Origin of the sequence: Vibrio sp. Vb0304, from assembly GCF_033338995.1 — a bacterium.
GTDB lineage: Bacteria > Pseudomonadota > Gammaproteobacteria > Enterobacterales > Vibrionaceae > Vibrio > Vibrio alginolyticus.
On the sequence record NZ_JAWOTT010000281.1, the window covers coordinates 1 to 1,134 of the forward strand.

Annotated in this window: 2 protein-coding genes; one reads left to right on the forward strand and one right to left on the reverse strand. The window is 46.2% G+C overall.

The window, feature by feature from the left end:
* On the forward strand, window positions 1-828 hold an 828-nt coding region (locus tag R7P35_RS25655), incomplete at its 5' end, for a response regulator (protein ID WP_318093248.1).
* A gap of 69 nt (window positions 829-897) precedes the next feature.
* Here the strand turns inward: R7P35_RS25655 and acpS are convergent.
* Window positions 898-1,134 (reverse strand): holo-ACP synthase (gene acpS / locus R7P35_RS25660; protein ID WP_318093250.1); only part of this gene is annotated, 237 nt, incomplete at its 5' end.

The window sequence follows — 1,134 nt, forward strand, 5'->3', positions numbered from 1 at the left end:
GTTGAAACAGAAGAAAGCGAACGACTGCCACTGACGGTGCTCGCGGTGGATGATAACCCTGCAAACCTAAAACTGATTTCAGCACTACTGAAAGAAAGGGTTGAAACCGTAACGGCTTGTAGCAATGGGCAGCAAGCCGTAAATCTCGCTACCGAGAAGAAATACGACCTGATCTTTATGGACATCCAAATGCCATTAATGGATGGCGTGACCGCTTGTCAGAACATCAAAGAGCTTGAGTTAAACAAAGACACACCAGTGATCGCCGTTACCGCGCACGCCATGGCTGGGGAGCGCGATCGTCTTCTCGCCGCAGGTATGGATGATTACCTCACCAAACCAATTGAAGAGCATGTACTGCAACAAGTGTTGGTCCACTGGAATCCGAATACCTGTACAGAAAGCATAGGGAAAGTTGCGCCGTCCTACGTCGATGAACCAGCAAGTGAAGCACCTGCTACAGCTGAAAATACACAACCTGATGTGATTATTGACTGGCAAGCCGCATTGAAACAGAGCGCTAATAAGGAAGACTTAGCCAAAGATATGCTGCGTATGTTGATCGATTTCATTCCAGAAGTAGAAGAAGTTGTCGACCACGCACTTGAGCAAGACGATTATTCGCGTGAAGAGTTAATTCATGTGATCCACAAACTGCACGGCAGTAGCTCTTATTGTGGCGTACCAAGGCTAAAATCTCTCTGTGCTACGCTTGAACACGCACTTCGTTCAGGAGCCAGCATTGAGGAAATTGAACCTGAAATGTTTGAACTGCAAGATGAAATGATTAAGGTCACCACCACTGCAAAACTTTATCTAGAGCAGTAGCATTCTGACTAAACTTCATACAAAAAAGCCAGAGCATTTACTCTGGCTTTTTTTATTCAGCTTAAAGGGTTAGGATTCAAGAATCACGGTCGCAACCGCGTAGTGACGCTCATCAGAAATGGATAAGTGCACGTGATTAACGCCCATCGTCTGCGCCATTTTTTGAGCCACGCCAGACAGCATTAAAATTGGCTTACCCAACTCATCATTCGAGACGGTAAAATCATGGAAAGTCACGCCTTGAGCAATCCCCGTACCTAGCGCTTTCGATGCTGCCTCTTTAGCGGCAAAACGCTTAGCAAGATA